This window comes from Brucella sp. HL-2 (assembly GCF_025846885.2).
Classification (GTDB): domain Bacteria; phylum Pseudomonadota; class Alphaproteobacteria; order Rhizobiales; family Rhizobiaceae; genus Brucella; species Brucella quorumnocens.
Genome location: NZ_JAOYTK010000008.1, coordinates 64,653 through 87,702 on the forward strand (window position 1 = coordinate 64,653; position 23,050 = coordinate 87,702).

Genomic DNA, 23,050 nt, shown 5'->3' on the forward strand with positions numbered 1-23,050 from the left:
GTCCTAGCGCATTTCCGTTGGAGCATCCGCACCGATTATTGTTAAACCGGACGTCAGCACATCGGAAACGACCTGTACTAGCCCTAGCCTTGCTAGAGACAATTCTGGATCGTTAACCTTAATAAAACGTAAGTCTGTGTTCTCGGTGCCCTTATTCCACTGAGAATGGAAGGCGCTGGCGAGGTCATAGAGGTAAAAAGCGAGGCGATGTGGCTCCTGATGCGTCGCCGCAGCTTCGATCAGGCGCGGGTATTCTGCGAGCTTGCGAACGAGTGCTATTTCACTCTCATCGGTCAGCTTGTCGAAGTGTCCGGCCATCGATACGCGATCAAGATCGCTCAGCCCCAGCTGATCGACTGCCTGACGAAACACCGAATGACAACGTGCCGAAGCATATTGCACGTAGAAGATCGGATTGTCCTTGGACTGCTCAGTCACTTTCGCAAAATCGAAGTCGAGCGGCGCATCGTTCTTCCGATAAAGCATCATGAAACGAACCGGATCGCGGCCAACCTCATCCACCACTTCACGCAGCGTGATGAATTCACCCGAACGCTTCGACATACGCACAGGTTCGCCATCGCGGAACAGCTTCACCAGCTGGCAAAGCAGAACGGTGAGCTTTGCTTTGCCGTCAGAAACAGCCCGTGCAACAGCTTCGAGACGCTTGACGTAACCGCCATGATCGGCGCCCAGCACATAAATCATCTCATTGAAGCCGCGATCATACTTGTCTTTGAAGTAAGCAACGTCAGCAGCAAAATAGGTGAATGTGCCGTCAGACTTCATCAGTGGACGATCGATATCATCCCCCACTTCGGTCGAGCGGAACAAGGTCTGTTCACGATCTTCCCATTCTTCCGGCAACTGTCCCTTTGGCGGAGGCAGCTTTCCCTTGTAGACGTGGCCCTTTAGCGTCAGATCATTAATCGCAGCGCGGATGACGCGCGCATGATCGGCATGAAGATTACGCTCGGAATAGAAGACGTCATGATGCACATTCAGCGCTTCCAGGTCGGCGCGGATCATCACCATCATCGCAGCGATGGTGCGTTCTTTTACGATAGCAAAAGCCTCTTCTTCCGGCATTTCGAGAAGCTTGCTGCCAAACTCCTTGGCTAGGGTTTCGCCAACTGGAACGAGATAATCGCCCGGATAAAGGCCTGCTGGAATCTCGCCAATCTCTTCACCAAGTGCTTCGCGGTAACGCAGAATAACCGAACGCGCCAGCACGTCGATCTGTGCACCTGCATCGTTGATATAATATTCTTTGACGACGTCGAAGCCCGCAAATTTCAACAGATTTGCCAGCACGTCACCGACGACCGCGCCACGGCAATGGCCAACATGCATTGGACCTGTCGGGTTCGCTGAAACGTATTCGACGTTGACTTTGGTGCCCGTGCCAAGCTTCGAGCGTCCAAAATCGGTGCCTTCATTGAGCATCGATGCCAATTCGCGCTGCCAATAGGTGTCTTTCAGGCGCAGATTGATGAAGCCCGGACCTGCAACATCAACCGTGGCGACATCCTTGTCGGACTTCAGCGCATCGGCGATCGCAGTGGCAAGTTCACGCGGGTTCTGACCCACAGCTTTGGAAAGCACCATGGCGGCATTGGTGGCAATATCACCATGCGACGCGTCGCGCGGTGGTTCCACACTGATACGCGACAAATCTAGATCGCAGCCATCTTTCGCTTTCAGATCAATATCTTGCAACGTTTTTTTAATACGCGCGTCGAAATCTGCAAAGATATTCATGGTTCGTCCTGTCAGGCTTCCGTCCGGTTATAGTTATGATTTCCGGCGTCGGCTCGTCATAAAAATAGCAAAGATCCCGACGCTTTTAAGCTCCAGGACCCGCTTCGTCCCGACCCGATTAAGCTAAATCGGGTGTATGGTCAAACAATCGTCGGTGTTCTCGCACTGCATAATTGTCAGTCATACCGGCCAGATAGTCGGCGACACGACGAGCACGGCCCGCCTCATCAAGCGTTTCGCAGCCCGATTGCCATTCCGCTGGCATGATGGTGGTATCATCAAAACAAATATCGAACAGGTCCTGCACGATTTTATCGGCTGCATGCCTGCGAACAACGACGCTGTCGTGAAAATAGAGGTTCTTGAACAAAAAGCGCTTCAGGACTTTTTCTTCGTCCCTCATCGTATCCGAGAAGCCCACAAGCGCGCGCGGTTGTGCGTGCACATCCTCTAAATTCTGAGGATTGGCAGCAGTGATACGGCGTTGAGATTCAGCAATCACGTCTTCGACCATGATGGTGATTTGCCGACGGACCAGTTCATGGCCCGTACGTACAGGATCAAGCGCGGGATAGCGCGTCTTTACCAGATCGAGCAAGCGCTTGGTCAACGGCACTTCGTCGAGACCTTCTAGCGTCAGCAGGCCGGAGCGCAGGCCGTCGTCGATATCATGAGCGTTGTAAGCAATATCGTCTGCGATGGCAGCACATTGCGCCTCAAGGCTCGCAAAGCGCGACAATTCGAGATCATAGCGTTCATTAAAATCGAGGATGGGCAGTGGAACCGGCTCATCTGAATGTGAGGCAAAGGGACCGACCAACGGACCATTATGCTTTACCAGCCCTTCGAGGGTTTCCCACGAGAGGTTTAGCCCGTCAAAATCCGCATAGCGGTGTTCAAGCTTCGTCACAATACGCAGGGACTGCGCGTTATGGTCAAAGCCACCATAGAGCTTCATACGCTCATTGAGCGCTTCTTCGCCGGTATGACCGAACGGCGTATGTCCAAAATCATGCACAAGGGCCACGGCTTCCGCGAGATCTTCATCCAGTCGCAAAGCACGCGCCAGCGCGCGGGCAATCTGCGCCACTTCGATGGTATGGGTCAGACGGGTTCGATAGTGATCGCCTTCATGGGCAATGAAAACCTGCGTCTTATGTTTGAGGCGACGAAAGGCCGTCGAGTGAATGATTCGATCGCGATCGCGCTGGAAAGGCGTTCGCGTTGCGCTTTCAGGCTCAGGAACCAGCCGTCCACGGGTCAGGGCAGGATTGCAGGCGTAGGGCGCGCGTTCGCGATAACCGAAGCCAATTCCTTCCAGCGATCCAATTCCTTCCGGGGACATTGCGATGCATTCCTCACTGTAATATGATTACGCTAAATTCAGGTGGACATTGACTTCCACACGTTGCGTTCATAGCTATCAGTTAAACATGAAGGCAAGTACGCGTTTGTTGGAAATTCTGGACAATTCCCAATTGGTTCAATCCAGCATAGGCGACAGCAAGCGGAACAAGGCAGATGACAGACATTACCGTTTCTGAATCCGCAGCCAAGCGGATTGCAAAAATTATCAGTTCCGAACCGGGCAAAACCGCACTTCGCGTTTCTGTCGAGGGCGGCGGCTGCTCTGGCTTTTCTTACAAGTATGATCTGGTTGACGATCAATCCGATGATGACATCGTCATCGAAAAGCTTGGCGCCAAGGTACTGATCGACTCGATCTCCGTTCCTTACATGGATGGTTCCCAGATCGATTTCGTCGACGACCTGATGGGACAATCGTTTCAGATCCGCAATCCGAACGCCACGGCATCCTGCGGCTGCGGCACAAGCTTCGCAATCTGATTAATTCCAAAGTTCGAAAAGAAACCGGCTGCATAATGCAGCCGGTTTTGTTTTATCAGGCTTTAAAGCATTTCCAGCAAAAGTGCGAAGCGGCTTTGCGTTGGATAATGCGTAAAAACAAAAATTAAAGCGGCTCCTACGATTCAGTCTGGACTGGAGCCGCTTTAACAGATGAAACCGTCGCATCGATGTGGTCGACCAGCGCATCCGGTAAACCAAGACGACCAGCCAGCATATCGAGATATCCACGCTCTGAACGGCTGTCGGGGTCGATGGTCAGACGCGAAGCGGTATAAAGCTCGACCTTCTGTTCTTCAGTCTGAGCAGCGGCTACCAACGCATCGATATCAATCGGATCAGCGAGTTCCTTCTCAAAGAAAGCTTCCGCTTCATCATCAAGGCCTGAAATCTGAACCTTTTCCATGATGCGTGCGCGTTCCGCATCATCGATATGGCCGTCAGCCTTCGCAGCAGCAATCATTGCCTGCACAAGCGTCAGTGCAAAACTGTTGCTCATGGTCGGCGACTGCGGATGAAACGGAGAATCTGCCGGTGGCGGCGGAAGCAATACAGGCTGCCCTGCTGCCTGTGGTTCTGCGGTCTGCGGCGCGGTTTCTGCGGTCTGCGGCGCTTGGCCAGACTTGTAATTCTTGTAGGCGAGATAACCCAGACCAGCGATAGCTGCGATACCGCCTGCTGTCGCTACATTACCGGCGAGCTTGCGTCCGGTCTTTGTACCGAGAATTGCGGCAGCAATTGCGCCAGTAGCCAAGGGGTTTTTCTTGGCCAGATCGGTGGCCTGCCCTGCCTTATCGCGAACGCTTCCAGACATGCCGGGAATTTGTGATCCCAGAAACTGATCGAGAAGCTTTTTGGCGTCGAACATTCAAATCTCCTGTTTGGCTACTGTTGTTGGGAGATAGGAATGCGAAAGCGGCAATACAAATGGCCTTTGAATAATAATCGGACCAATTCGAAATTCTGTGATGGAGCGAGGGCAGCGCTTGCCCTCACCTCGTCTTCCGCCTAATCATTTGTTCATGAAAATCGCGACATGGAACATTAATGGCGTCAAGGCGCGTATCGAAAACCTCCAGCATTGGCTGAAGGAATCGTCGCCTGATATCGCCTGCCTTCAGGAAATCAAGTCGGTGGATGATCTGTTCCCGCGACTAGAGATTGAAGCGCTCGGCTATCACGTCGAAACTCATGGTCAGAAGGGCTTTAACGGGGTCGCTATCCTTTCCAAAAAATCGCCTGATGAAGTCAATCGCGGGTTACCCGGCGATGATAGCGATGAACAGGCGCGCTTCATTGAAGCCGTTTTCTCGACGGAAAAGGGTGTTCTCCGTGTGGTGTCGCTATATTTGCCCAACGGTAATCCGGTAGATACAGAGAAATTCCCTTACAAGCTTTCCTGGATGCAGAGGCTGGAAAACTGGGCGAAGAGCCGACTTGAACTGGAAGAGCCACTTGTTCTCGCTGGCGATTATAACGTCATCCCGGAGCCTAACGACGCGAAAAACCCGCAGCAATGGCTCGGTGACGCGCTGTTTCAGCCGCAATCACGTCAGGCATTCCGTCGGCTTGAAAATATGGGCTTTACCGAAGCAGTTCGTGCGGCGACGGATGAAGACGGCGTCTATACATTCTGGGATTATCAGGCCGGTGCGTGGCAGAAGAACAATGGCATTCGCATCGATCATCTGATGTTGTCGCCGGAAGCGGCAAACCATTTCGTTTCAACAGATATCGAAAAACACGTCAGAGCGTGGGAAAAGCCGTCAGATCATGTGCCTGTGACGGTAACATTGTCCGTCTGATCTTACGATTGGGAGCTTTGTTAAATGCAAAGCTCATTCTTCAGTTGTTAGAGCATTTCCAGCAAAAGTGCGAAGTGGTTTTGCGTTGGATAATGCGTAAAAACAAATAGATAGAGCGGTTCCAACGATTCATTCTTAACTAGAGCTGCTCTAAAAGTCGCCTTTGGCAACATAGTTGCTGGAGAGAGCTATGGCATTGCGGCGGTCAGCTTCACCGGCGATTGAAAAAGCCTGTTCCTGCATATCGCGAATCCAAGTGCAATCCTCCGTCGGGCAACGCTCGAACGCTGCGGTGAGCATGGCAAGGCCGCGAACGGTCTTTCCAGCCTGAAACAGCATATTGCCCAGCATGGCCTGCGCGCTTGCATTCCCCTTCTTGGCTGCAAGCTGGAACCAACGAGCCGCCTGCATTGAATTGCGTTCTCCGCCCTCGCCGTCCAGTAGCATCTTGCCAAGTTCATACTGAGCAGCAGGATCGCCAAAGTTGGATGCAGCCTGCACATAGAGGTTACGTGCAAACTTTGGATCAGAATCAACCGGGGAACCCGGAATACCGCGCCTTACATAGCCTGCGAGTGCGACCAGCGCATCAGCGACATAGGGTTCGTTCTCAGAACCCGGTTCTGCACCGTCGCGGACGATCTTTTCAAAAATCTGGTAGGCTTCATAATCGTTCTCTGCAACGCCGTCGCCATCGGCATACATGCGAGCGAGCTTCCACTTGGCACCCTGATGACCACGTTCCGCTGCATAACGCAACGCCTTGATGGCTTCGTCCTTGTGGCCGCTCTTATAGGCAGAGAAACCGAACTTGAAGAGTTCGAACGGGCTCCGTGACTTTTCAGAGTCATCGTTCAGATCAAATGCCGAAGCGCTGTTGCAGACAATGGCCAAGCCAAGTGCCGCAGCGATAAGGGGATATGAAAAACTGCGAATACGCATCACAACGCTGGTCTTTCACATTGGGTAGAAGTTGATGACATAAGTGACAGAGTACATTGTCTTTTCGTCAACACTGCGACCCGATTTTGACGGAATAAAGCTCGGCTATTGCCAGAAACACGAAATGAAAACAGAGCAGTCTTTTCGCTGCTCAAAAACGGATCGTTGTGAAACAATGCGTCTTTCTTCATTTCTTCCTGTCCTGAGGGAACTAACGTTTCCCGGCGTTGTTAATAGCTTTTGCCTTTCCTATCCGGTGACGCTTCTTTGTGGCGGGAAATGGGCAAAATGTGTCTCCCGTCTTTCTAGCCTAAAGCAATGGTAAAGACTGTTGCTGAATCAACACAAAATGAAATGTTGTTGGCCCCAATTAGTTGTGGTGACCCATTGGTGCAGGAGCGATGGAATTTCGCAAAGCCGCCGGATGAGTTATGATCTGACGAAGGTCGGGGGCAGCAGATAATGAGCAACAGACGGCGCTATTACCGGCGACCATATCAGACAGGACAAAGAAGAAGAGGTGGAGCTTTCCGCAGCATCTTCTTAACTTTGCTTATCTTTTCCGCTCTCGTTGCAATTATCGTATATCTGCCAGTCAACCGTCAGCCCAAAGAATCATTGGCGGGCACCGTCTATGTTATTGATGGCGACACCGTCATTCTCAACAAGGTTCACATCCGCCTTTTGGGTATCGACGCACCGGAGATGGAGCAAAGCTGTCAGACCGGTGAACGCACCTATCTCTGCGGTCGGGAAGCGCGCAATGCGCTGCGCGGCAGAATCAGCGGAGCTGCGATTCGCTGCGAAAAAGAAGGGATTGATAAATACAGGCGATATCTCGGGCGATGCTATCTTGGTGAGACCGATCTTAACCGTTGGATGGTGGAACAGGGCTGGGCTGTCTCTTATGGCGACTATAGAAGCGAAGAGGTCGTCGCCCGCCGTGAAAAACTTGGGTTATGGGCGGGTAGCTTTGAAGTACCCTACCAATGGCGCAAAGAACATCAGAAGCCAAATGTGGAGGCGGAAACGGGCCACGAGGCGCCCTCATCCGATGCAATCAGCGATGTGATCAACTATATCAGAGGCTGCGTCTCTGCTCTGTTCAACTCTCTCTGGTCTGGAGCCCAATAGGAATAATGGAAAATCTGGACGAGCTAAGGCACTCGATCCGGGCCTGTCGGATTTGTCGTGACACGCCTCAGTTTCTGCCACCTCTGCCGCACGAACCCAATCCGGTATGTATAATCTCGGATACTGCACGCATTGCGATCTGTGGGCAGGCTCCGGGCATTCGAGTGCATAACAGCTCCCTGCCGTTTAACGACCCTTCCGGTGACCGCTTGAGGCAATGGCTCGGCACAACACGCGAAGAGTTTTACGATCCGGCGCGTTTCGCAATTGTGCCAATGGGTTTCTGCTTTCCTGGTTATGACAAACAGGGCGGTGATCTTCCCCCGCGCCGCGAATGTCGTCAGACTTGGCACGACCGCGTCTTTGCTTCTATGCCGCAACTCGAGTTCATTCTTGTCGTCGGGCAGTATGCACTCGCCTATCATTTGCCCGAATGGCGCAAAACCAGCCTCACAGAAACAGTCCAGAACTGGCGCAGCTTTATGGAAACGCCGAATTCTGCCGGACGAACAGTTTTACCTCTGCCGCACCCATCCTGGCGCAACAGCGGCTGGCTCAAACGGAATCCTTGGTTTGATCAGGAAGTCGTTCCTCTCCTTCGCCAAAAAGTCCGTCACCTGATCGACGTTAGAAAATAAATTTTAGATCCTTTATTTTCATTAGAATAAATTTCCTGTAATTTCGGATGAATGCGAACCATAAGGTATGAAGTTTCATTGATCCGGAAAGTTCGGGAAACGATTTCTAATACCGGGATAAAAAACGTATGGACAGGCTCGACAGAAAAATACTGCGCTTACTGCAGGAAGACGCAACACTGGCGGTAGCAGATGTCGCCAAGAAGGTTGGCCTCTCCACAACCCCTTGCTGGCGCCGCATCCAGAAACTCGAGGAAGACGGCGTCATTAAGCGCCGCGTCGCAATCCTCGACCCTGTACGCGTCAACACACGCGTTACCGTATTCGTATCAGTGCGTACCAGCTCGCACAGCAATGAATGGTTGAAGCGCTTCTCGGAAGTGGTTCAGGAATTCCCTGAGGTCATCGAATTTTACCGCATGAGCGGTGATGTCGATTATCTGCTGCGTATAGCAGTGCCAGATATTGCGGCCTATGACGCGTTTTATAAACGCCTTATCAGCAAGATCGAAATTCGTGATGTGTCCTCATCCTTTGCGATGGAGCAGATCAAGTACACGACCGAACTGCCGCTCGATTACATGATTCTGGACAAAGAAAACAATTAAAAGCTTTCATCACAGATGAAAAAGCCCGGAGAATTCCGGGCTTTTTTGTGTTCATTTTGTGGTGCTTGTGACACCAGCTTGTTCAAATGTTGCCATTCCGCTATGGCAAAGCGCTGCGGCCTTGACGATACCAGCGGCCAATGCGGCACCTGTACCTTCACCAAGACGCATCCCAAGATCAAGAACTGGCTTCTTGCCCATCTTTTCAAGCATCAGTCGATGGCCCGGTTCTGCCGACACATGGCCGAAAAGGCAATGGTCGAGCGCTTCCGGGTTTGCGGCGTACAGCACTGCAGCAGCCGCACTGGCCACAAAACCATCAACGATCACTGGAATTTTCTCCATGCGCGCGGCAAGAATTGCACCAGCCATAGCAGCAACCTCACGTCCGCCGAGACGACGCAGAACTTCCAGTGGATCTTTAAGATGCGCCTGATGAAGCGTGATAGCAGCACGAACTGCAGCAAGCTTGCGTTCCAAAAGATCACCCGTCGACCCCGTACCCGGCCCAACCCAATCTTCAGCAGTACCGCCGAAGAGTGCTAGGGCGATGGCTGCTGCAATCGTTGTGTTGCCGATGCCCATTTCGCCGATGCAGAGAAGATCAGTGCCGCCGGCAATGCCTTCCATGCCAAACGCCATTGTCGCCGCACAGGTACGCTCATCCATTGCCGCTTCTTCGGTGATGTCTGCGGTCGGATGTTCCAGCGCGAGGTCGAAAACCTTGAGACCAAGATCGTTGGCAATGCATATCTGGTTGATTGCTGCGCCGCCCGCAGCAAAGTTCTCGACCATCTGCACCGTCACACTTGATGGGAACGGCGTGATGTTTCTGGCAGTCACTCCATGATTGCCTGCAAAGACAGCGACCAGCGGGCGATTGATCTGCGGCACCGATTTGCCAGTCCATGCGGCAAGCCACGCAACAATCTCTTCAAGCTGCCCAAGTGAGCCTGCTGGCTTGGTCAGTGTCGCTTCCCGCGCACGTACAGCCGCTTCTGCACCAAGATCAGGCCCGGGCAGATTGCGGATGAGTTCACGGAAATCGTCAAAAGGAAGGCCACTGGCGCTCATATCGTCTAGTCCAATCAATCAATGGAGGATACAAAACTGTTGTGCTCGTCCTATAAGCACTGACGTAAATTTTCAAATCACCTCTTTGCGCCACACCCTATTGGCGGCAAATATTCCGGCCAGCGGCATTATAGTTCTTAAAGCGGAGCAAGCAGTTGCAGCGAAACAGCTTCATAGGAGATACAATTCGTTCTCTGGGCTTTCTGAGCCGTCTGCCTTTGCCGCATAGCTGGCTTGCAGACGCAGATGAAGGCTTGGGCGATTCGCTGAAAACGAGTATGCGCGCGTTCCCTCTGGCGGGCGCGGTTCTTGGACTTCTGGCTGGCCTCGCCCTTCTGGTATCCAATTATCTCCACCTTCCAGCGATTGTTTCGGGCTTGATCGCCGTCGGCATGCTGGCAGCGATGACCGGTGCGCTGCATGAAGATGGTCTTGGAGATACTGCGGACGGCTTCTTTGGTGCATCAACGCCTGATCGTCGTCTCGATATCATGAAAGATTCGCGGATTGGTACCTTTGCAGCACTCGCACTCATCATCTGGACCGGTATCAAGGTTTCGCTACTTGCTGCCATTATTGATCGTGCTGGCGCATGTTATGCGGCTCTGGCGCTGATTGGTGCAGAAGCTGCAAGTCGTGCTGCAATCCTCGCTCTCTGGCACGGATCACCGTCCGCTCGCCCCGGTGGGCTCGCCGATAATCTGGGCGCACCCAAATGGGAGACACTCGTTTGCGCATGTGCAATCGCGCTGGTGGTACTGATGATAACCATCATCCCTGCAGGCGGATTAATGGCTCTCATCAAGGTGCTCATTTTCAACGTCGTGCTTTTATTTGGCTTTGCAAAACTCTGCCTGGTCAAAATTGGCGGACAAACCGGTGATACGCTGGGTGCTGCGCAACAGATCAGTGCCGTGACAGTGTTACTCAGTCTTGTCACAACGCTTTGACGTGACCACATTGACCTTATGAACGCGGCAACAATCGAATCGCCATGCATTCTGGTATGCGTGATGGACATTCAGACCGGATTTTGTCTCGGCTGCGCCCGCACACTCGATGAAATTGCCGAATGGTCCTCAATGAAGGACGATCAACGGCGAGCAATCATGGCGCTTTTACCTGCACGCCATGAAAGACTGGAAAAGAAAGAAAGCTGATGGGGCGTTTGTTCTGGATCGTGATTGCAGCAATTGCAGTTGTCATATTGTTGCTGATGGCGAACGATGACAGCGGAACTACGCTTGGCATTGCGAATGATGCCTTTGGTCAGGCTGCCTATATGGGCATCTGGGGCGTCGTGCTTGCAGCAGGTTTGCTTGGTTCGGGAATCAAGCTGAGTGACTTTGCCCGTAACATGGCCGTGTGGGCGGTCATCATCCTCGGTCTCGTCGCGGCCTATCAGTATCGCTATGAGCTTCAGGATGTGGGCAGTCGCATTACGGCCGGGCTTATTCCTGGCAGCCCTATTTCAGGCCGTGCCGCCGATGGTTCCCTTACCGTAACATTGGCCAAGTCTGCCAACGGGCATTTCGAGGTTAATGGCCGTGTGAATGATGCGCGCGTGCATTTTCTTGTTGATACAGGTGCGTCTTCTGTCGTGCTTTCAAAGGAAGATGCAGAGCGCGCAGGCATCGGCACGTCATCGCTCAACTATTCGGTGCCGATCAACACCGCGAACGGAAGAGCTACCGCTGCCAGCATCAACATTGCAAAATTACAGATCGGTGACATTGAACGGCAGAATATCCGTGCAATGGTGACACAGGAAGGACTGATGACCGGCAGTCTGCTCGGTATGAACTTCCTGCAAACGCTGGGCGGGTTCAGCGTTCGCGGCGATCAGCTTATTATGATGGATTAAAGCATTTGAGCCAAAAGCGCGAAGCGGTTTTGCGTGAGACGCGATTCCTACGATTCAGTCTTAACTGAAGCCGCTCTGGAGCGACTCGCATCTAATCGTAACCACTGCATTCGCTCTAGATTTTTTAATTGTCGCATGTTCGCGAACGCTAAATGAATCCATTTAACTGCGACATGCTCTAGGCAGCTTCGCTGCTGGCTTCCATGATAGTCGCATAGGCCTGACGCAGCACATCGCTGTTCGCGCCGGGCTTGGCGGCATCTGTTGACAAGATTTGACGCCAGCGGCGCGCACCTGGCTGCCCCATGAACAATCCAACCATGTGGCGGCTTATGTGTGAAAGCCTGCCGCCATCCGCAATGTGCCGATCAACATAGTCGCACATTGCCTCAATGATTTCGGTCATATCCGTTGGCTTTTCATCATCTCCATAAATGAGATGATCGACGTCCGCGAGCAATGCCGGATTATGATAAGCGGCACGCCCAAGCATGACGCCATCCAGATGGTCGAGATGCGATATCGCATCTTCCAGAGTGCTTATACCGCCATTGATACCAATGAATGGCGCATCAAGGCGCTGTTTGAGACGATAGACACGATCATAATCAAGCGGCGGAATATCGCGATTTTCCTTTGGAGACAGCCCTTTCAGCCATGCTTTGCGGGCATGAACCCAAAGCGCATCCGCGCCTGCTTCAAGAACCTGATCTGCAACTGCATCCAGTGCCACTTCCGGGTCCTGATCATCAACGCCTATCCGGCATTTGACTGTGACGGGCACCGAGACAACTTCCTTCATGGCGGCGACGCAACGTGCAACCACTTCCGGTGTCTGCATCAGACAAGCGCCGAATGTGCCGGACTGAACACGGTCAGACGGGCATCCGACATTGAGATTGATTTCATCATAGCCGAAGCCAGCGCCAATTCGTGCAGCTTCCTGTAGTTTGACCGGATCGGAACCGCCAAGCTGCAAAGCAACGGGATGTTCCGTTGCATCAAATCCCATGAGCCGTTCACGCGGTCCATGGATTGCCGCATCAGCAACGACCATCTCTGTGTAGAGCAAAGCGCCCTTGGAAAACAGGCGGTGAAAATAGCGACAATGGCGATCCGACCAGTCGAGCATAGGCGCTATGGCAAATTTCGGATTATTAGAAATCAATGAGTTCGTTTCTTTTCCGTAGCTTAGCGTCATTTCTCGCCTGCTTATTTCATCTCATTTAAGCCTCTTTACGCCTGTTTTGACGTAGAGTACAACACGATTGTTGTACTTATGGAGGATGTTGTACCGATGGGGACCATTATTGAACGCCCGCGAGCGAATGGATCAATTGCGTACCTAGCACAAATTCTCCTGAAAAGTGATGGCAAAGTTGTGCATCGCGAATCGCGAACATTCGACAGAAAGGCCTCTGCCACTGCTTGGATTAAAAAACGTGAAGCGGAATTGAAAAAGGATAGTACTCAGATGGGGCGACCTCGCCGCCCTTCGAGCAAGCTATCTGACGCGATAGATAAGTACGTTGAGACGAGCATTAAACAGATAGGCCGCACCAAAGGCCAAGTTCTGAAAGCCATTAAAGCCTTTCCTATCGCAGACAAAGAATGTTCATCGATAACCAGCCAGGACATTGTGAAATTTGCAGAACATCTGAATGATGGCCGTGAGCCACAAACGGTCGGCAACTGGATTTCACACCTTGGAGCGGTCTTTGCATTGGCGCGTCCTGCGTGGGGATTACCGCTCGATCAACAGGCAATGATAGACGCACAACTTGTAATGAAGCGCTTAGGGCTGATCACGCGGTCGAAGCAACGTAGCCGCCGCCCTACTATCTCCGAACTAGATAAGATCCTGACTTATTTCACAGACCGTGAGACACGCGTGCGGCAGCACATGCCGATGTGCAAGACAATCCTGTTCGCCCTTTTTTCGACCAGGCGACAGGAAGAAATATGCCGAATCAGATGGGAAGATTATGAGAAAGACCACAAGCGTGTGCTTGTGAGAGACATGAAAAACCCCGGTGAAAAAATGGGGAATGATGTCTGGTGCGATCTGACAGACGAAGCAATTGCGATCATCGAAGCGATGCCGAGAAAGAAAGATCAGATATTTCCCTATAACTCCAACACCGTCAGCACTCGCTTTACCAAGGCTTGTCAGTTTCTAGAAATTGAGGACCTTCATTTTCACGACCTCCGCCATGAGGGCATATCGAGGCTGTTCGAGATGGGCTGGAATATCCCGCACGTGGCGATGGTTTCTGGCCATCGGTCGTGGAATTCACTGAAGCGTTACACCCACATTCGCCAGACTGGCGACAAATACGCTAATTGGAAGTGGATCACTCCGTGCACACCACAACAGAATACCCCTCTGACTGAATAATTGTTCTCATTTATCCGCTATTGATCTGTAATCAAAACAAAACTAAAGCGTATGAAGGGGTTTATCACGGGGCGTAATTTGAAAAAGCCAAACGAATCTATTACTCAATGGCTTTACTGCCGTTCCCGCAACGAGATGCGGCGAAAAAGATTATCGCGAAGTAAATTAAAAACTAGAGTTGGCAGTCGAGTTTCTGCACGGTCGTCACCTGCCATCATAGGCGGACAGCGATCAGCACAGCCTACGGGCTCACATATAGTTCAAATATGGCAAGGTGGAAAATCGGAAGAGGCAATTTCTAAGTATCCGCCGCATGTGCCGCCTGCAAACTTGTGCCTTGAGAACAATCAACAGGAAACTTTGCGCTACCTCGCGGGAATTCGGGCACATGGAAACCGCGTGATCACCGGAAAAGAAAGATACGTCAAACGACCCAGTGGCAGAAGGCCACAGATAAAAAGCTATACCGACTTTTCCAGTCTGACTCGCATCTCAACAGCTGTCGCTGTCGTGTTGACCGCAGAATACGACAGAATTGCAAAGTCGAATAAGGAAACTCCCCCGACTGTCAACCTTCATGAATGGAGTGTTCCGGTTCTAAGAAAGCTTCTTGAACTAGGCTTTTTTGAAGTTCTGGGCCATCTGCCTCCTCAAGCAAATAGCATTGTTGGAGACGATACAACGAAGACGATGCAGATCATTCGCGCAGAGAGCAATGATGATCTGGGTCGGATTGATGAAGCATTATTGGAACTGTCAAAGTTCTTAGATCTTCCAAAAGGCGTCGACATCGTCGTTGATATGAACTCAGCGATTTCCGAAGCGATAAGCAATATGCGACATCATGCTTATCCTGAAGAATTTCCGCTATCGTATCCGCACGTGCGCAGCCTGTGGGTTTCGGCAACTGTTGATCGGTTGAGAAATTCCTTAACAGTTGTCGCATATGATCAGGGCGCCACCATACCTGTCACATATCCGCGTATTCAGCGTTGGGATAAGGTGGCACGTTTTCTTCGGAGGACTGTTAACGGAACTCCGTCATTTGAATTCGAGTATGATGCCACTTACATTCGTGCCGCGATGAGGTATGGCGGGTCACGTACAGACCAAACGCATCGCGGAAAGGGACTACCCCAAATGCTTGACGTGCTGGAACGCGTTGGCACTGGGCGAATGAAGGTGTACAGTCGAGGTGGATGGTGCGAGAGGAAAGCCAATGGCAAATTCTCTTCGAGTTCAACCAATACGTCAATTGGCGGCACGTTGATCGAGTGGAACTTGGAACTTCCTACGAGTAGAGCAGTTGTAGTGTGATGATGATCGACCTTGCAAAAGATTACAGCAAATACCCGGCAGGTAGATTCCATTCAGATGGAACCTACAATGGTGAGGATTTCCGTAAAGACATACTCGCACCGATGCTTGAAAAGCTTAAGAAAGCCAATATTGAAGAGAAGCTAATAATCGATATCGACGGCGTTCGCGTTTTTGGCTCCTCATTTATTGAGGAAGCATTTGGTGGCTTAATACGGCTTGGCCATTATACTTCACAAGAGCTACAAAACCTGATCGAAGTGCGCTGTACGAAACCAACTTTATTCTTTTATCAAGAGATGATCGAGAAAATTATAGCCACAACCGTTCCAGATCCCGTACGACACTAATTTTCATTATGGGCGAGATCGGGGATAAAGTTCTGATTGTGATAGTGGGTGCGGCATTAGGCGCGCTTATACAGCAGTATAGATCTGCTGTCTCAGAAGAATTGAATTTAATCAACGACCACATTAAAGACTTTGAAAAATTCTGTGATCTGTCTGTTAAGTACTGGACAGAAAATTTCGCAGATTTTCAGTCTAATGAAGCGTTGGCAGCGAGAGTAATGGCAGCTCATTATTCCTGCTTTCATCTATTCTCTCATATGTGTGTTTTTTGCGGTCAAAGCGCGGAAGAATATAAGAGATTATCTCACGAACTTAACGTGGCAGCGACTGGCGGTAACTTCAACTCCAAAGAACACAAAGCAGACCCGCACCGTGCCGCCGATATTGTAAGCATTCACTCTGAGCTAGTCCATCAACTGCGAATGGCTAGACCTCACGTGATTTCACTTAAACGCGCTACGCTAAAGCTGATTAATCACATACTTACCGCATGCAAAGCGGGATACCACAGTTTCATGCACCCAAACCGCCCGTGGCTGAACTGATAGCCCTGCAGGTTCTACGCAAAGTGAGACCAAAGCAGTCTGTATGATTTCATTATGTTTTTGAAATCGTCCGCCCCACATTTATTCGCATGTTTTCCCTCTCCACGCCTCAATCCGCGCTATCTACCACGGACAGTATAATCACGATGGAGACGCACTCACTAGAGACCGTGCTGCCCCAGTGATTTGGGAAGAGCACCAGGGCATAATGATAAGCCCACCCAGCGAGATGACGATGCTGGATGGGCCTCATAATTGATATCCGGAAATCAACGCAAATTAATGTAGCGCAGTTTTGTTTTCTGGCAAGTCCAAGCCGCCCAAAATACAGATTAAAGGCTTTACCCGTTAGTCAGGCATATTCGGCACAGTAGGCTGCTTTCGGTCCATAATCAAAACCTCACCGACAGGCTTCGCCTGCCCGCCACCAATGGTATAGGTTAGCGACACATCGCATATCTTGAACGCCGAGAAGATTGATCGCACCTCAGGCGTATCGTTAAGTGAAATCAGGAAGCGCCCCTTGATATCCAACATCCGGTTGGCAATCCTCTCGAAATCGTCACGGCTGAATACGTTCTTGCCGTAATCATTCTCGCAACCGAAATAAGGTGGATCCATATAGAACAGCGTTCCCGGCGTGTCGTACCGATCAATGAAGTCTGCCCATGACAGATTTTCAATCTGGACGCCCGCCAATCGTTCGTGGATCTCTTCCAGCAATACACCCAGCCGGTTGACGTTGAAGCGTGCAGATCCACCTGTATCAACGCCATAGTTGCGTCCGTTGACCTTGCCGCCAAATGCCAGACGCTGGAGGTAAAGAAACCGTGCAGCGCGTTCCAGATCCGTAAGTGTTGAGGCATCGCAAGCTTTGAGCCTTTCAAATTCCTTGCGGGATGTAATCTGGAATTTTAGCGTTTCCATAAATTGCGGATAATGACGCTGCAGTATCCGAAAAAGCGTAATCACATCGCCAGACACATCGTTGATAACCTCACATTTCGCGATCAGCTGACGGCGGAAGAATACGCCACCCATGCCCACAAATGGCTCTGCATAGACAGAGTGTGGGATTTGCTCGATGACAGCTGCCACTCGCTGCGCGAGCTGCTTCTTGCCGCCAATGTAGCTCGCAGCGGGAGACACTGGACGAACGCTCGTAAAAGAAAAACCTTCTTGCATTTTTATTAACCTGTTGAGGCCAGTATGCCCGCGCCCGCAAGGGTCGGGGTGTGGCATTTGACCTACCGTCATGCCGGGCGGAACTTGACGCGAATCAGTAGCCGCCGCTTTTCGGTGTTTGCGCACCGATAGCCGCCCCGTTAAGGGCAGATTTCCACAACCGCAGAATGCGGATTGACTCTTTTTCAAAATGAGAACATTTTAGGAACATATCCACATTGAGCGGAATATGTTCCTGTGCACCCCTGTGCGCGGGGCAGGTTTCGTTCAACCTGTTTTCTGGAGTTTGTAATGCGTCTGCCGGAGACGATTGAACGGCTATACCTCGACTTCGACGGCTTTTTCGCTTCAGTCGAACAGCAGTGCGACAAGCGCCTGCGCGGCAGACCGATTGGTGTAGTGCCATTTGAAGGCACAAATCGCACGGCAGTCATTGCATGCTCGAAAGAGGCCAAGGCGCAAGGCGTCAAGAACGTGATGCCGATCAAGGACGCATTGCGCGTCTGTCCTGATCTTGTGCTTGTTCCGCAAAAGCCTGACCTTTACCGCCGAGCGCACAACGCCCTTCTCTGCGAGATCGAGACCGTCATTGCAATTGACACCGCAAAGAGCATCGATGAGCTGACTTGCGTTCTCGATGACAGCGGGAAACGAGATCCTGAATTGCTCGCGGCGAGGATCAAGGCCGCGATCGCTGACAATATCGGCCCATACATCACCAGTTCAATCGGCTTTGCCGCCAACCGCCAGCTTGCGAAGATTGCCTGCAAGGCTGGCAAAGAGGAAAGCAAGCGACACGGAAGCTATGGCAACGGCCTTGCCATATGGTGGCCCGCATCGATGCCTGTGCCACTGCTTAAGGTCGAGCTGGAGGATATCCCCGGCATCGGATCGAGCATGGCAAAGCGGCTTTATCGGAATCGGGTTTACAGCACCGAGCAGCTCTATGCGCTTCAACCAAAGCACATGCGCAAAATCTGGAACAGTGTGAACGGCGAGCGGCTTTGGTATGCGCTGCACGGATATGACATCCAAGCGCCAGAACAGCAGCGCGGCATGTTCGGCCACGGTCGAGTGCTACCGCCAGAAGCCCGCAAGATCGACGGCGCATATGAGATATCTCGCCTGTTGCTCACGAAAGCTGCCCGTCGCCTGCGCAGAGAGAACTATTACGCCGGGGGCTTATGGCTCTGGCTGTCGATCCGTGACGGCTCATGGTTTGGCAAGCATCACCTTTCTGTCGTCAATGATGATCAGGCCATTCTAACCGGCCTGCATGCACTCTGGCAGAACGTCAGAAAAGACTTTCCGAAAGGCGTCGAGATCTTCCGGGTTGGCGTCACACTTTACGACCTGTCACCAGCCGACGAACGCCAGATCGATTTGCTCGATAACGACGACGAGCTGCGGCAGAAATGGGAACGCGCAAACTGTGCGGTCGATAAACTCAATTCCAAATATTCCGGCACGATTGTCAGCATGGGTGAATGGAAACCACCGGCAGGCGGTCATGTCGGTGGCAAGATCAGTTACACCCGCATCCCTAGCGCCGAGGATTTCTGGTAATGGGCAACTGGAAAACAACGGTCAAAGTTGGCGATCTGGCAGACGATCAGAAGCTCGAATTGATATGCCGCAAGTGTAACCGCCTCGCCTATACGGATCGAACCATGCTCTGCCGAGGAAAAGACCGCTCGCAACTCTATCTCGATGAGATCGAGAAGAAGGCCATATGCAAACGCCGGGGCTGCAATGGGCCGATGCGCCTGTCCATGGTGCGTTTGAAAGAAATGAGCGGTTTTGTCGGTGGTTTAGCATGAGTAGTTATGGTGGTGATAACGGTCGCGTTTCCAAGCCCGGAAAGCTGTTTGAGCATTGGTGTGATGCGGAAGGCTGCAAGGCTTGGGGATCGTTTGGATATAAGACCAAGTACGGCCAGCTCTGGTTTTGCCGCGTCCATAAACAAGAAGGCGAAGATGCACTGGCTGGACGCCGTTGATTTGCGCGCTACCTCCTTTGAAAACAGGAGGATGACATGCTGGGACCAAAACAACCGGGCGATTATCCAGACCGCGACATTGACTGTCAGGAAGCGGTTGCACGAGGGATTGCAGATCTAATCGAGCAAGCCACGCTTTCGGGCAGCTCAGAGCAAGAAGCTGCCGCAGCCATTGCTGACACCGGCATCCCCGGTATACGGGATCTAATTGACGATGCAGTGGCGGCAGGATGGTCGGAAGAAGAAGCGGCCCATGCGATCAAGATTGTTTCATCTGGAATGTATCGCGGGTTCACCGGCACGGATCCAGACGAATGACGAATGCAAAAGCCCCACCGAAGCGGGGCTTTTCTCATTTCTGGAAATAGGCAATCAGCTTCACCGTGTTTTCATAGAGCGAGACCACGCCGATCAGGATCGCCAGCACACCTAAAATCACCCACCGCATAAAGCGGCCAATGGTTCGTAGCGAGCGTATCAGATCAAGACCATGCTTCATCAGATCGATATCTTCCTCGCGAAGCTGGGAGAGAAACTCACGGGTTTCTTCCTTCAACTCAATCATTCGGTCTACAACTGGAGCCTCAGTATCCATTGGCATCACCTCATTCCCCCGCCAAGCCATCATAAAAATCAGCACATCGATCTGTGCGCGCATTCTGTCGATCAAGCGCCTGCCGTTCCCGCTTGAGAACTGATCGAGCTTCCACCCCATCGATCAGCGGCGCATGCTCTTCCTTTTTCCGACAATCATCGGGATAGGCTGGCAATTGCCGTTCTACCTGCGCCCGTCCCGCCTGTTCAGCCGCCTCCTGCAAAAGCTTGTTACTTGCGCAGGAACTCAATGTCATCGCGATCAAGCAGGCAAACCCGCCCCGCATCAGCAAGCCGCTGTTCATAGTCGGCAATCTCCTGTTCCGTTTGTTCAATGAGGGCGGCTTCAGCTGCGCGGGCGTTGCGCAGCTGCACTTGATAGGCCTCGATAACGAGAGCATTGGCGCGCCTGATCGATTTGAGCTGATCGATTTCAGCCTTTAAGGCCAACGCCTGAAACTCAGGCACCAGCCCTTTTTTCGCCTGCCCCTCGAACACGGCCCCGATATAAGGAATGTCCTTCAGCACCGGGACGCCGTTGTAATAGATGGATGCAAGCACGATCCCGATGGCAACACCTGCAGTCACCTTAATGGCGTCGAGGATCTGACTCATTTCAGACCAGCCAGACAAAGTTCAAGCTCACCGATGCGTTGCGCATCGCCCAGCTCGCGCCGCTTGCGCAAACCTTCCACGACCTTGCCGCCAGCCCGATTGAAGGCCGTCATAGCGTTGCAGGCCATGCGCCATTGCTTTTCCGTCATACGCCTCGCGGCAGTCGATTTGCAGGCAGCGCCAGTGCCGATATTGTATGAGAGATCCAGCATCGAAGCCTGCACGCTGATAGGAGCCTGATCAAAGGTCCGGATGCATTTGCGAAGCGGCTGTCGGAAATCAGTTTCCAGCCGCTTGATCAGCATTTCCTGACACTGTTTATCGATGTAGCTGTCGCCTTTTTTGACGCCTTTGGTTTCCCCCAGGCATACCGTCCAGACCTTTCCGAGCTTGTCGTAATAGGCATGGTTTTCCATACCCTCCCACGGCGCAGTCAGATATGTTGCAGTCAACGCAACCAGACCAAGGGTGGACGCCAAAGCTGCCTTTGCACGTTTACTCATCGCGAAAATCCTTCTGTGATTTAATGCGCATGACAAAGGCCAGCACCGTCACGATGAAGGTGAGAGCTGCGAATGCGCCTGTTGGGATGGGGAAAGCGTCACCCAGATAGGGCAACACGACTTCAAGGCCGGACAGAATTGCTGCGGCCAGCAGCAGGCGGATGCTCCACGCATAGCGAAGCACCCGCCTCCAATCGGAGACAAGTTTCATGAAGGTATCCGGTTCAGATTAGACCGCAAAAGAGAGGTAGCGCCGCGCCGAGGCAGCGTGGAGCTTGCGTAGCGTTTCCGTTCGGGAGTTAACTTCGGCTTATCTGTCAATCCTCAAAAATGAGGGCAGACGATATGAGATGTAGCGGCTAAGCTCATTCCAGATCAAAAGGAGGAAGCAATGAAGTCGCCAAAATCAGTGAGTGAATTTGATGGCAGAGTCCAAGATTGCATTCTTGCAATCCGGCCACGCGTGCTGCCAATCGTTGATGAAGCCGTCAGAGCAGGCTGGCGCGTCGATGACGTGGGCGCGTCCCTGACTGAAATAGGCGACATTCTGGTCGGAAGAAATGGTTATGAGATCTTATCTGAACTGTAAGCGGTTACCGGCGCTAACTAAGGCGTCAGCAATTCTGCGGCTCTCTCAGCACCAAACAAACCCGTCGCAACTTGTTCCAACAATGGCCAAAGCTCATGATCTGATCGGAAAGTATTTGCGGTCAGCAAGATTTGCCGAGTGCGGAATGGCTGCGCAGACATAGCAATCTCTACCTGCGCGGCTTCTTCGTTCGTCATGCGTTGCCAAAGCCAGACGGCCGGCAGGATCGTGATGACGGGCTGCGGCTCTGGAGCTACATACGGCGCAATCGGCCCATACTCGCCAGCATTGGCTTTTAGCCAAAGCTCTAATCCGTGTTCTGTGTCAGCGGTCGCGTGGGTTGTGAAGGGTTGAAGACCAAAGTCTTCATATTCTTCGAAGCACACATCGACATCGATATATGCATGATCTGCACTTGCCCAACGTGGGTTCTTCGCTTCAATAATTGTAAGCATCGTTTTATCCTATGCGTATCTGAGCCAAAGGCTTACTTTAGCCGGCGCGGTTGAATTGCCTGTTGCACCTGACATAAGTCGCCACGATCCGGTAGGCGAAGCGAACTGAGCGCCAAGACCATTTGTAAAAGCAAGATTGACCCCGGATGTAATCTGTCCTGGACTTTCGATGGTTGCGCCAAGCCATATCATCAACCCGTAAGTGCCAACTGCCCCGGCAGTCCCAGCCGCTACGGCGGGGAGAACCTGAGATGCCGCAATCTTTGTATTGAGAGCATTTTGCGTAGCAGTGCTTACGGGCAATCCCGCTTTATCTTGTAGTGTTCCATCACCTTGCAGATATTGGCTTGTCGTTCCGACTCCCAATGCAATCAAGGACCGACCAAGTATACCGAGATTAATAAGCTGTAATTTGCCCTGCGAATCCGTGGAAAGGGCTTTGTGCGGTTGCAATGTCAGCGCATTGAATTCTTCAATGTTGCCAATGCCGATTTCCCGAATAATCTGTGCAAGCCGATCATTCATCTGAATGTTCGATGTCGCAGAGGCTCTCTGACGATCAACCGCATAAGGTAGATCCGCACCACTCACACCCGAATAGGTGTAAGCGAGCGTTAATGAGGTTTCGCTTTCGACGGAATAGATCGGATAAGATCCACCGCCGACGAAAATCACCCCGCCATCGATCAATGCTGTTTCCCAGCCGGTGCCAGTGCCAGTCACGACAGCAGAGCCGTTTTGAACGGTCACATCGCCAATGGTATAAAATCGGTCCTGATAGGCCATAGTTTTCCCCTCCGCCTGTCAC

Annotated in this window: 31 protein-coding genes; 17 read left to right on the forward strand and 14 right to left on the reverse strand. The window is 51.9% G+C overall.

Annotated features, from left to right (window positions below):
- Positions 1-3: 3 nt before the first annotated feature.
- Positions 4-1,761, reverse strand: a complete 1,758-nt coding sequence (gene argS / locus OIV19_RS11800) for an arginine--tRNA ligase (RefSeq protein WP_095446496.1) — start codon at positions 1,759-1,761, stop codon at positions 4-6.
- A gap of 118 nt (positions 1,762-1,879) precedes the next feature.
- A complete protein-coding gene (locus tag OIV19_RS11805; RefSeq protein ID WP_095446495.1) occupies positions 1,880-3,106 on the reverse strand; it encodes a deoxyguanosinetriphosphate triphosphohydrolase in 1,227 nt (408 codons plus the stop codon).
- 176 nt (positions 3,107-3,282) lie between these two features.
- On the opposite strand from OIV19_RS11805, the gene erpA reads away from it, so the two are divergent.
- Positions 3,283-3,609, forward strand: a complete 327-nt coding sequence (gene erpA / locus OIV19_RS11810; RefSeq protein WP_024896593.1) for an iron-sulfur cluster insertion protein ErpA — start codon at positions 3,283-3,285, stop codon at positions 3,607-3,609.
- Positions 3,610-3,745: 136 nt separating this feature from the next.
- Here erpA and OIV19_RS11815 read toward each other — a convergent pair whose 3' ends face one another.
- Entirely contained in the window at positions 3,746-4,495 is a 750-nt protein-coding gene (locus OIV19_RS11815; protein WP_264231739.1) for a tellurite resistance TerB family protein, read from the reverse strand.
- A gap of 154 nt (positions 4,496-4,649) precedes the next feature.
- On the opposite strand from OIV19_RS11815, the gene xth reads away from it, so the two are divergent.
- A complete protein-coding gene (xth, locus tag OIV19_RS11820; RefSeq protein WP_264231740.1) occupies positions 4,650-5,432 on the forward strand; it encodes an exodeoxyribonuclease III in 783 nt (260 codons plus the stop codon).
- A gap of 150 nt (positions 5,433-5,582) precedes the next feature.
- Here the strand turns inward: xth and OIV19_RS11825 are convergent, their stop codons facing one another.
- Positions 5,583-6,374 (reverse strand): tetratricopeptide repeat protein, encoded by a 792-nt coding sequence (locus tag OIV19_RS11825; RefSeq protein WP_095446493.1) that lies wholly within the window; start codon positions 6,372-6,374, stop codon positions 5,583-5,585.
- 462 nt (positions 6,375-6,836) lie between these two features.
- On the opposite strand from OIV19_RS11825, the gene OIV19_RS11830 reads away from it, so the two are divergent.
- The 3 genes from OIV19_RS11830 (at position 6,837) to OIV19_RS11840 (ending at position 8,754) form a co-directional block, all read left to right on the forward strand.
- On the forward strand, positions 6,837-7,508 hold the full coding sequence (locus tag OIV19_RS11830) for a thermonuclease family protein (RefSeq protein WP_264231741.1): 672 nt from the start codon (positions 6,837-6,839) through the stop codon (positions 7,506-7,508).
- The gene (locus OIV19_RS11835) at positions 7,505-8,146 is read left to right on the forward strand and encodes a uracil-DNA glycosylase family protein (RefSeq protein ID WP_095447881.1); all 642 of its coding nucleotides are present in this window, start codon (positions 7,505-7,507) and stop codon (positions 8,144-8,146) included. The genes OIV19_RS11830 and OIV19_RS11835 overlap by 4 nt, the downstream gene beginning before the upstream one ends.
- Before the next feature lie 128 nt (positions 8,147-8,274).
- Complete coding sequence (locus OIV19_RS11840; RefSeq protein ID WP_264231742.1) at positions 8,275-8,754, forward strand: Lrp/AsnC family transcriptional regulator; 480 nt, start codon at positions 8,275-8,277, stop codon at positions 8,752-8,754.
- 51 nt (positions 8,755-8,805) lie between these two features.
- On the opposite strand, the gene cobT is transcribed toward OIV19_RS11840, so the two are convergent.
- Entirely contained in the window at positions 8,806-9,828 is a 1,023-nt protein-coding gene (gene cobT / locus OIV19_RS11845) for a nicotinate-nucleotide--dimethylbenzimidazole phosphoribosyltransferase (protein ID WP_264231743.1), read from the reverse strand.
- A gap of 155 nt (positions 9,829-9,983) precedes the next feature.
- On the opposite strand from cobT, the gene OIV19_RS11850 reads away from it, so the two are divergent.
- From OIV19_RS11850 to OIV19_RS11860, 3 genes are read left to right on the forward strand one after another with little or no spacing between them, the layout of a single operon-like run.
- The gene (locus tag OIV19_RS11850; RefSeq protein ID WP_264231744.1) at positions 9,984-10,778 is read left to right on the forward strand and encodes an adenosylcobinamide-GDP ribazoletransferase; all 795 of its coding nucleotides are present in this window, start codon (positions 9,984-9,986) and stop codon (positions 10,776-10,778) included.
- 18 nt (positions 10,779-10,796) lie between these two features.
- On the forward strand, positions 10,797-10,988 hold the full coding sequence (locus tag OIV19_RS11855; protein WP_095446488.1) for a DUF1289 domain-containing protein: 192 nt from the start codon (positions 10,797-10,799) through the stop codon (positions 10,986-10,988).
- Entirely contained in the window at positions 10,988-11,692 is a 705-nt protein-coding gene (locus OIV19_RS11860) for a retropepsin-like aspartic protease family protein (protein ID WP_264231745.1), read from the forward strand. The genes OIV19_RS11855 and OIV19_RS11860 overlap by 1 nt, the downstream gene beginning before the upstream one ends.
- A gap of 178 nt (positions 11,693-11,870) precedes the next feature.
- Here the strand turns inward: OIV19_RS11860 and dusA are convergent, their stop codons facing one another.
- Positions 11,871-12,893: a tRNA dihydrouridine(20/20a) synthase DusA gene (dusA, locus tag OIV19_RS11865; RefSeq protein ID WP_264231746.1), complete on the reverse strand. Its 1,023-nt coding sequence runs from the start codon at positions 12,891-12,893 to the stop codon at positions 11,871-11,873.
- Between the two features lie 96 nt (positions 12,894-12,989).
- Between dusA and OIV19_RS11870 the strand changes: the two genes are divergently transcribed.
- The 4 genes from OIV19_RS11870 to OIV19_RS11885 all read left to right on the forward strand — a co-directional run bounded on the left by OIV19_RS11870 (position 12,990) and on the right by OIV19_RS11885 (position 16,302).
- Positions 12,990-14,090, forward strand: a complete 1,101-nt coding sequence (locus OIV19_RS11870) for a site-specific integrase (RefSeq protein ID WP_264231747.1) — start codon at positions 12,990-12,992, stop codon at positions 14,088-14,090.
- Positions 14,091-14,168: 78 nt separating this feature from the next.
- Entirely contained in the window at positions 14,169-15,407 is a 1,239-nt protein-coding gene (locus tag OIV19_RS11875; protein ID WP_264231748.1) for a hypothetical protein, read from the forward strand.
- Positions 15,407-15,757, forward strand: coding sequence for an STAS-like domain-containing protein (locus OIV19_RS11880; protein ID WP_264231749.1), 351 nt, complete (start codon positions 15,407-15,409; stop codon positions 15,755-15,757). The genes OIV19_RS11875 and OIV19_RS11880 overlap by 1 nt, the downstream gene beginning before the upstream one ends.
- Before the next feature lie 8 nt (positions 15,758-15,765).
- Complete coding sequence (locus OIV19_RS11885) at positions 15,766-16,302, forward strand: hypothetical protein (RefSeq protein WP_264231750.1); 537 nt, start codon at positions 15,766-15,768, stop codon at positions 16,300-16,302.
- 348 nt (positions 16,303-16,650) lie between these two features.
- On the opposite strand, the gene OIV19_RS11890 is transcribed toward OIV19_RS11885, so the two are convergent.
- Entirely contained in the window at positions 16,651-17,487 is an 837-nt protein-coding gene (locus tag OIV19_RS11890; protein WP_264231751.1) for a DNA adenine methylase, read from the reverse strand.
- 291 nt (positions 17,488-17,778) lie between these two features.
- Here OIV19_RS11890 and OIV19_RS11895 point away from each other — a divergent pair, with 291 nt between their 5' ends.
- From OIV19_RS11895 to OIV19_RS11910, 4 genes are read left to right on the forward strand one after another with little or no spacing between them, the layout of a single operon-like run.
- Positions 17,779-19,053, forward strand: coding sequence for a Y-family DNA polymerase (locus tag OIV19_RS11895; RefSeq protein ID WP_264231752.1), 1,275 nt, complete (start codon positions 17,779-17,781; stop codon positions 19,051-19,053).
- Positions 19,053-19,307 carry a hypothetical protein gene (locus tag OIV19_RS11900; RefSeq protein ID WP_264231753.1) on the forward strand — a complete coding sequence of 85 codons (255 nt, stop codon included), beginning with the start codon at positions 19,053-19,055 and terminating at the stop codon, positions 19,305-19,307. The genes OIV19_RS11895 and OIV19_RS11900 overlap by 1 nt, the downstream gene beginning before the upstream one ends.
- A complete protein-coding gene (locus tag OIV19_RS11905) occupies positions 19,304-19,486 on the forward strand; it encodes a hypothetical protein (protein ID WP_264231754.1) in 183 nt (60 codons plus the stop codon). The genes OIV19_RS11900 and OIV19_RS11905 overlap by 4 nt, the downstream gene beginning before the upstream one ends.
- A 36-nt stretch (positions 19,487-19,522) precedes the next feature.
- Positions 19,523-19,804: a hypothetical protein gene (locus tag OIV19_RS11910; RefSeq protein ID WP_264231755.1), complete on the forward strand. Its 282-nt coding sequence runs from the start codon at positions 19,523-19,525 to the stop codon at positions 19,802-19,804.
- Positions 19,805-19,838: 34 nt separating this feature from the next.
- On the opposite strand, the gene OIV19_RS11915 is transcribed toward OIV19_RS11910, so the two are convergent.
- From OIV19_RS11915 to OIV19_RS11935, 5 genes are read right to left on the reverse strand one after another with little or no spacing between them, the layout of a single operon-like run.
- Positions 19,839-20,081, reverse strand: coding sequence for a hypothetical protein (locus tag OIV19_RS11915; protein ID WP_094577089.1), 243 nt, complete (start codon positions 20,079-20,081; stop codon positions 19,839-19,841).
- A 10-nt stretch (positions 20,082-20,091) separates the two neighbouring features.
- Positions 20,092-20,337, reverse strand: a complete 246-nt coding sequence (locus OIV19_RS11920; RefSeq protein WP_319637601.1) for a hypothetical protein — start codon at positions 20,335-20,337, stop codon at positions 20,092-20,094.
- On the reverse strand, positions 20,312-20,695 hold the full coding sequence (locus OIV19_RS11925) for a hypothetical protein (protein WP_264231756.1): 384 nt from the start codon (positions 20,693-20,695) through the stop codon (positions 20,312-20,314). The genes OIV19_RS11920 and OIV19_RS11925 overlap by 26 nt, the downstream gene beginning before the upstream one ends.
- The gene (locus OIV19_RS11930; protein ID WP_264231757.1) at positions 20,692-21,198 is read right to left on the reverse strand and encodes a lysozyme; all 507 of its coding nucleotides are present in this window, start codon (positions 21,196-21,198) and stop codon (positions 20,692-20,694) included. The genes OIV19_RS11925 and OIV19_RS11930 overlap by 4 nt, the downstream gene beginning before the upstream one ends.
- Positions 21,191-21,409 (reverse strand): DUF7940 domain-containing protein, encoded by a 219-nt coding sequence (locus OIV19_RS11935; protein ID WP_264231758.1) that lies wholly within the window; start codon positions 21,407-21,409, stop codon positions 21,191-21,193. Before OIV19_RS11935 ends, OIV19_RS11930 begins: the two co-directional genes overlap by 8 nt.
- Positions 21,410-21,589: 180 nt before the next feature.
- On the opposite strand from OIV19_RS11935, the gene OIV19_RS11940 reads away from it, so the two are divergent.
- Complete coding sequence (locus OIV19_RS11940) at positions 21,590-21,787, forward strand: hypothetical protein (RefSeq protein ID WP_264231759.1); 198 nt, start codon at positions 21,590-21,592, stop codon at positions 21,785-21,787.
- Between the two features lie 17 nt (positions 21,788-21,804).
- Here OIV19_RS11940 and OIV19_RS11945 read toward each other — a convergent pair whose 3' ends face one another.
- Together OIV19_RS11945 and OIV19_RS11950 are read right to left on the reverse strand one after the other, a co-directional pair.
- The gene (locus tag OIV19_RS11945) at positions 21,805-22,242 is read right to left on the reverse strand and encodes a hypothetical protein (RefSeq protein WP_264231760.1); all 438 of its coding nucleotides are present in this window, start codon (positions 22,240-22,242) and stop codon (positions 21,805-21,807) included.
- Positions 22,243-22,251: 9 nt separating this feature from the next.
- Positions 22,252-23,028, reverse strand: a complete 777-nt coding sequence (locus OIV19_RS11950; protein ID WP_264231761.1) for a hypothetical protein — start codon at positions 23,026-23,028, stop codon at positions 22,252-22,254.
- Between the last annotated feature and the right edge of the window lie 22 nt (positions 23,029-23,050).